2 protein-coding genes are annotated in these 7,956 nt (G+C 72.5%); both read right to left on the reverse strand.

What is annotated here, in order from left to right; translation table 11 throughout:
- Positions 1-18 precede the first annotated feature (18 nt).
- Positions 19-3,534, reverse strand: a complete 3,516-nt coding sequence (locus CS062_RS20310; RefSeq protein WP_099863379.1) for a non-ribosomal peptide synthetase — start codon at positions 3,532-3,534, stop codon at positions 19-21.
- Positions 3,535-3,538: 4 nt separating this feature from the next.
- The coding region (locus CS062_RS20315) for a condensation domain-containing protein (RefSeq protein ID WP_099863380.1) at positions 3,539-7,956 on the reverse strand (4,418 nt) is incomplete at its 5' end.

The raw sequence follows: 7,956 nt of genomic DNA on the forward strand, positions 1-7,956 counted from the left end.
ATCGGTGCAACGGATGGATCAGGGGGACGGCGTCGCGGACTCGGACGACTGCCAGTCGGTGGCGGCCAGGCGCTCGAAGCCGGAGGTGTCCCAGGGGCCGGCGCGCAGCGCGGCGGCCAGCTCGGCCACGGTCGGGTGGTCGAAGACGAGGCCCGGCTCGATCTCGATGCCCAGCAGCTTGCGCAGGCGCGCGACCAGGCGGATCACCAGCAGCGAATGCCCGCCGAGCTCGAAGAAGTCCTCGTCGATGCCGATCGGGCCGCGGCCGAGCAGCAGCCCCATGCCCTGCGACAGGACGGTTTCGAGCGCGTCACGCGGCGCACCGGCGGTGGTGGCTGGGTGGGCGTCCAGCCGGCTGCTTTCCCCATCGATCGCGCCGAAGGCGACCTCAAGTGACGTCGCCGCCTTCGCCGTTGCCGGCGATCTCGGGGTCAGCATCGACGCCGATAGCGCCGCGATGGCGGCGCGGTCGAGCTTGCCGTTGACCAGGCGCGGGAAGCTGTCGATGCGCACCACCCGCGCGGGCACCATGTGCGACGGCAGCAGCGACTTCAGCGCCTGGCGCAGGTCGTCGCGGTCGTCGCGGTCGTCGCGGTCGTCGCGGTCGTCGCGGTCGTCGACCATGACAACACAGGCCGTCAGCTCGGTCCCCCCACCCGCGCCCTCGCCCGCCAACACGACGGCCTGCCGCACGCCGGGCAGCGTCAACAGCGCGCTCTCGACCTCCGCCGGGTCGACGCGGAAGCCGCGCAGCTTCACCTGATGATCCGCGCGTCCGATCAGGCGCAAGCCGCCCTCGGCCAGCACCTGCGCGACATCGCCAGTGCGGTAGAGCCGCTCCCCGGGTTGGAACGGATCGTCGACGAAGGCGTCCGGCGCTTCGCGGCCCAGGTAGCCGCGGCACAGCTGGGGACCGCCGAGATAGACCTGGCCCTGGGCGCCGGCAGGCACCAGCCGCATCGCGTCGTCGAGCACATGGACCCGCGTGTTGGGCAACACCTGCGTCAGCGGCAGCGCGTCGGCACCCTGCGCATCGGTCGCGCGCACGCGGTGCACCAGCACGCCGATGGTGGTTTCGGTCGGACCGTAGTGGTTGTGGATCACGGTGTCCGGCGCCAGGCGCCAGATCCGCTCGATCAGCGCGCGGGGCGCGGCTTCGCCGCCGAGCACCAGCGTGCGCGGCAGGCGCGGCGCCCGGGCGTCCAGCAAGGCCTCCAGGTGGGACGGCACGATCTTGACGGCGTCGATGCCGCGGCCCTCGACGAAACGCGCGAAGGCATCCGCATCGTGCGTGTCGGCCTCGTCGGCGATGACCAGGCAAGCGCCATTGAACAGCGCGCCGAACAGCGCCGTGTTGCCGAGATCGGCCACCACCGAGCTGGTCAGCGCCCAGCGGCGGCTGGCCGCCAGGTCCAACGCCGCCGAGCTGCCCACGACGTAATGGAGCAGCTGGCCGTGCTCGATGGCGACGCCCTTGGGCTGGCCGGTCGATCCCGAGGTGTAGAGCACATAGGCCAGATCGCCCAGCTCCGCCGTGGTCGGCGGCATGCCGCTGTCGAGCGTCCGCAGGTCGAGGACGGGCTCGCCGGCGAGGCCGAGGCGTTCTCCGGCCAGGGCCGCCTGGCGGCAGCCGACCGCCGCGCTTTCCGTGGCCGCGTCGATCGCCGTCGCGCCGTCGAGCGGTCCGGCATGCAGCACCAGCGCGGGCCGCGCATCGGCGAGGAGCGCTTGCCGGCGAGCTTCCGGCCACTGGGGTTCCAGCGGCAGATAGGCCGCGCCGGCGCGCCATGCCGCCAGGATCGCGACGATCAGGTCGGCGCTGCGCGGCAGGTTCAGGGCCACGAGCGCACCCGGCGTCACGCCCAGCGCGCTCATCGCGCGGGCGAGCCGGTTGGCCCGCTGGTTGAGTGACCGGTAGTCCAGCGTCAGCCCCTGCGCCTCGACGGCGGGCGCCTGCGGCGACAGGGCGGCCCATTCGGCCACATGCTGCGAGATCGTGAGCCGGCCGACCTCGCGTCGCTCGCCGCGCCAGGCCAGCAGCGCCGTCCGTTCCGACTCGCCGACCGGGTCGAGCTCCCGCACCGCGACCTGCGGACGGTCGAGCGCCGCCTCCAGCAAGGTGTTGAACTGGCACATCAGCCGCTCGACGGCCGCGCGCGAATGCCGCACGCCGTCAGCGCTGAGCACGAGTTCCGGCCGAGGGCCCCAGCGCACCTCGAGCGACAGCAGGTGCTCGGTCGTCGAAGACTCGACCTCCGGCACGGACCACCCGCCAGCGCGCGGCACCGCCTCGCGCCAGCCGAAGACGGCGTCCCGGTGCGCCGTGATCGACGGCGCGTCGACCGGCCAGTACTCCTGGGCATCCACATGGCTCGTCGCGAGCGCGGTGCAATGCGCGAGCCAGTCGGAGAAGCTGGCGTCCGGGCGCGGCGTCATCGCCATCGGCAGGATCTTCTCGAACAGGCCCATGCCGCCGCGCATCAGCTCGTAGTCGGTGCGGCAGTCGTGCCGCCAGCCGGCGACGAATCGCTCGAAACCGTTCAGGCGCGCCAGGAGCAGCCACCACACCGCCTGCAGCAGTCCTTCGGGTCCGGCCGCGCGGATGCCGTCGAGCGCTTCGTGTGCGCTGGCGTCATCAGCAGCGGGCGCCGCATCGGGTCTCCCAGGTGCGACGGCAAGGCGACGCACCAGATCCGGCGACAGCGTCGCGCGTGCCTGGACGCGCCCGATCCGCGGCGCCAGCGGCTTGGCCAACCGGGGCGCCTGCCAGTCGCTCGCGTCCGCGAAGTGGGCCTGCCAGTAGGCGGCACCCGCTTGGGCCGCGTCGTCGTTCATGAGCTCGGCACGCCAGTCGACGTACTGCGCGTATTGGAAGCGTTCCGGCTCGGCATCCGCTCGCCCCGCCGCGTCCTCGGTCGAGGACCAGTCCGCGTCGTTGATTGGTCCTGCGCTCGAGCCGCAGCTGCCGCTGGGTCCGCCGGCGGTCACGATCTCGGACACCCGCGCGAGCAACTCGCACACGCTGCCGGTGTCGACGACCAAGGCGCTCGCGTGAACCGCCAGCACATGGTGTTCTTCATCGAAGCGAGCCAGCCCCACGCGGATCACGCGACCCTCGTCGATCGCCAGCGGCGTCGCCAGTTGACCCAGCCAAGCGCGCAGCGCGCCAGCGCCGTCTTCGCATCCGTCCAGATCGACTTCCTGCCGGTCCGGCCCGTCGGCCCTCGGCCCGGTCAGGTCGGCGCCGCGCAGATCGACCTCGCGCCAGTCGACGGCCGGTGTCGCCGGCAGCGGCCATTGCCGCAAGCCGCGATAGCCCTCCACGGTGCCGAAGGCCGTGCGCAGCAGCTCATGCTCGCCGATTACCCGCTCGACCGCCCGCCTCAGCGCGATCGCATCCAGCGGACCGTCGATGCGGACCCGGGCGGTCAGCGCCGCCGTCGGATCCGCCGAGGCGACCGCCCGCTGCTCGGGGCTCAATCCGCGCGACGCCAGCGCGGCGGCGACGATCTCGGGGGTGTGGATCGCATTCATCGGATCACCCCTCCCCGCCCAGCGCCGCGCGATCGAACATTGCGCCCATCGCCACGACGATCTTCCGCGGGCCCTCGTAGGGATCGCGCGCATGCGCCGCCAGCATGTTGTCCAGCATGATGACGTCGCCCTGGCGCCAGGCCAGCCGCACCGCGCAGGCCTCGTAGGTGGCGCCGACCACGGCCATCGTCGTGTCCGGAATCAGCGAGCCGTCGCCGAACATCACATGCCGCGGCATCCGGTCCGGCCCCACCAGCCCGAGCAGGTCCTCGCGCACCTCCGCCTCCAGGCAGCTGACGTGATGCAGCTGCACCTGGTTGAAGAACACCCGCTCCCCGGTCAACGGATGCTTCACCACCGCCGGGCAGCGCGTGCGCGTCTGCAGCGTGTCGCCATCGAGCCAGCGGAAGCCGGTGCCGGCCCGCGTCAGCCGCGCCTCGACCTCCAAGCGGTCCGTGGTCTTGAAGAAGTCCTGCCACGACACGTCCAGCCGCGGCGTGAAGGTGCGGACGTACAGCAGCCCCTTGCGCTCGAACTCGTCGACCAGCTCGGCGGGCAGGCGCCGCAGCATCTCGCGGCAGTCGACGATCGGCGTCGCGCCGCCAACCGGCGACGGCAGCTCGCAGAAGAACCACTGCTTGCGGGGCCAGCGCTCCAGGTGCGCGCTCTCGTTGTGGAACAGGATCATCTGCCGCTCGGGATACGGCGTCGATCGATAGGTGTTGCGACCGCCCTCCTTCTTCGGCAGGTCGCCATAGCCGCCGAACAGCTCGGGCTCGATGGTCTCGGCGAAGGCCTCGAACTCCTGCGGCGTCCTCAGGCCGAAGCCGCGCATCAGCAGCCCCCCATGCGACAGCAGCAGCGACTCGATCGCGTCGCGGTGCCGCCGCGCCCAGGCGACGGGGTCGAGGTCCGGACTGGTGGCCTCGACGATCAGCGGAAAGCGGCGATCCTCGGCCAGCGTGGACAGGCGCACCGCCGCCAGTGCGGCCATGGCCGGTGCGCCCACGCCGGCTGCCGGTGCCGCCGGACCTCTGCCGAGTTTGGACAGCTTGTTGAGCTTGCTCAGCTTGTCGAGCTTGTCGGCAGCGGGCATGGGAAGGGAACTCATGGTCGGCTCCTTGAAAGGCGGAGGAGAAGCAGGCAAGAGGCCACCCGGCACCGCATCGGTCGCCGTGTCGAGCAGCGCGTCGAGCGCCGCCTCGGGCGTGGCCACGGCGGCGCGCAACAGCGCCCGCCAGGCCTGGGCGAAGGCGGCGACGCTGGCGCGCTCGTACAGGGCGGCGGCGAAGACCCATTCGGCATGCAGACCGTCCGGCGTGTCGGTCACGAAGACGGCCAGATCGAACTTCGACGTGGCGGGCGGGCGCGACTCGAGTCGCATGCCGAGCCCGGGCAGGTCCGGGCGCACCGCCGGCGTGTTCTGGACGACGAACAAGGTCTGCACCAGCGGTCCATGGCGCCGTGTGCGCGGCACCCCGGCCGCATCGACGATCTGGTCGAAGGGCATCGCCGCATGCTCGAAGGCGCTCAGGCTCAGGTCGCGCACCCGCGACAGCCACTGGACGAAGCTGTCCCCGCGCTCCCGCCGTGAACGCAGCGGCACCACATTGACGAAGAAGCCGATCAGGTCCTCGATCTCGGGTCGGTCGCGACCTGCGACGTCAGTGCCGATGACCAGGTCGTCGCTGGCGGCGCGGCGGTGCAGTGCCGCGAGGAAGGCAGCCAGCATCACCGCGAAGGGCGTGCTTCCCTGCGCACGGGCCAGTTGGGCGATGGCATCGGCCTCCGCGCGCGGCAGCATCAGCGCGAAGGCATCGCCGGCCATCGATGCCACCGCCGGCCGCTCGCGGTCGGGCGGCAGGGTCGACAGCACCGGCGCGCCCCGCAGCACCTCGCGCCAATGCGCCGCGAGCGCGGGAAGCGCCGCGGCGAGCTGACGCGTCTGCCAGTCGGCGTAGTCGGCGTACTGGACCGGCAGCGGCGACCAGCTCGGCGGCCGGCCCACCTGGCGCGCGGCATAGGCGGTGGCCAGGTCGCGGACGAAGACGGCCACCGACCAGCCGTCGAAGACGATGTGGTGAACGCCCAGCAGCAGCGCATGGCGCTCGGGCGCGAGCCGCAGCAGCACCGCGCGAAGCAGCGGCCCGTCAGCCAGCTCGAAGGCGTTGCCGGCCATCGCGGCAAAGGCCTCGTCCAGCGCTGCGGGCTGGCGAGCCGCAGGGAGTGCCGACAGGTCCGTCAGCGGAAGCTCCAGCACGAAGGGCGGTCGCAGGAGCGCCACCGGTTCGCCGTCGTCGTTCTCCGGATAGGCGGTGCGTAGCACTTCGTGACGCTCGATCAGGTCCGCCATGGCCGCCCGCAGCGCCGGCAGGTCCAGCGGACCCGACAGGTGCAGCGCGGCCGTCATGTTGTAGGCGGGATGGGCCTGGCGCTCGGCACGCGGCGTCAAGCGCTCGACCAGCCACAGCCGGCGCTGCGTCGGCGAGAGCGGCATCGTCGCGCCTCGCGCGATGGGGACCAGCGCGGCCGATGGCGGCGCCTTCCCGGCGTCCTGCCGCAGCGCCTGGACCCGTGCGGCCAACTCGGCGAGCGTCGGCGCCTGGAACAGGTCGCGCACGGCCAGGCTCGCGCCGAAGCGCGCCGTCACGCGCGAAGCGAGCCGCACTGCGGTCAACGAGTTGCCGCCGACGGCGAAGAAGTGACTCTGTGGCGTCAGATGAAGCTCGCCGGTATCGTCGAGCACCTCGTGCCAGATCGCGGCAAGCGCCCGCTCGGTGTCGTTCAGCGCTGCCTCGCGCGGGGCGCCGGGCGCGGCATGGTGTGCGGGATTGGCGTCGCCATCGGGCTCGGCATCGGATGCCGCATCGAGCGCGGCGACAGACGTACGTTCGTCAGCGCCCTCCTCATCGACCACGAACCGGCCGTGCGCATGCACCGCATAGGCATCGAGGCTGCCGTCCTGCCAGCTGCGACGCGCCGCGCTGCGCTGAATCTTGCCGCTCGAGGTCTTGGGCAAGCCGCCAGGATTCAGCAGGACGGTCACCCTGGGCGCCTCGCCGCAGACTTCGCCCACCACCGCCGCGATCGCCGCGACCAGCGCCTGCGGCCTCACCGCCTTGCGCGTGGCGCGGGACACCTCGGCCGCGACGCCGATCGCGTCGCCCGTCGGCCCAGGCACCGCGAACGCGGCGATGCGGCCCTTGCGCACCAGGTCCAGCCGGCTCTCGAGCGCGGCCTCGATGTCCTGGGGATAGAGGTTGTGGCCGCGCACGATGATCAGGTCCTTGATGCGGCCGGTCACATAGAGCTCCCCGTCCAGCAGGAAGCCCAGGTCACCGGTGCGCAGCCAGCGATCCGGCCCCTCTTCCACGAAGGTCTCGGCGCTGGCTTCCGGCCGGCCCCAGTAGCCCAGCGCGACGCTCGGCCCCTTCACCTGGATCTCGCCAACCTCGCCCACGCCGCGCGCCGCACCGCTGGAGGGATCGACGATCCGCAGGGCGTGATCGCGCGCGACGGCACCGCAGCCGACCAGGCGCTGGGCGGCGACATCGGCGGCGGCCGCGCCGCTCTCCGGGGTCGCGGCGTCGTCCGCCAACGGTGCGGCAATTCCGCGCTTCAAGGCCTCGCTGGAGAAACGCCGCGACACCTCGCCGTGCGTGCGCTGGCCGCCGGTCACCAGCAGCGTCGCCTCGGCCAGTCCGTAGCTCGGCGTGACAGCGCGCGCGGCCAAGCCGCAGGGTGCGAAGGCAGCCTGGAAATCGGCGACCGTGTCGGCACGCACCGGCTCGGCGCCCGACAGCGCGATGCGCCAGGCGCTGAGGTCCCAGGCCGGAGGCGCGTCCCGCCCGGCGCGCGCCACACGATCGGCGCACAGGCGATAGGCGAAGTCCGGACCCGCCGCTACCGTGCCGCGGTAGCGATGCATCGCGTCCAGCCACCGCGTCGGCCGCGCGAGGAAGGCGGCGGTGGTCATCAGCACCAGCATCCCGCCGGCGTGCAGCGGCTGCAGCAGGCCACCGATCAGGCCCATGTCGTGGAACGGGGGCAGCCAGGTGACGTAGACATCTTCCGCGGTGGTGCCCAGCGTCGCCTGGATGGCGATCTCATTGGCCATCAGGTTGCCGTGGCTCACCATCACGCCCTTGGGCGCGGACGTCGATCCGGAGGTGTATTGGAGGAAGGCGATGTCGGCGGGTCGCGCCCGGTGCGGCCGCCAGGCATCGGCGCGCTCCGCGGGGATGTCGTCGACGGCGAGCAGCCGCGCGGCGCCGAGGGCCGCGATGCCCGCGAAGGCGCGGCCCTCGATGTCGGCGCGCGCGGCGTGACGCTGACGGCCGCCGGCGAGCGCCTGGTGGTCCACGCGGGCGAACTGCTGCGCCGGCACGACGAGGCGCTGGCCGAGTTGCGCGGCGCCCGCAT

The organism is Roseateles chitinivorans, assembly GCF_002761755.1.
GTDB lineage: Bacteria > Pseudomonadota > Gammaproteobacteria > Burkholderiales > Burkholderiaceae_C > Roseateles > Roseateles chitinivorans.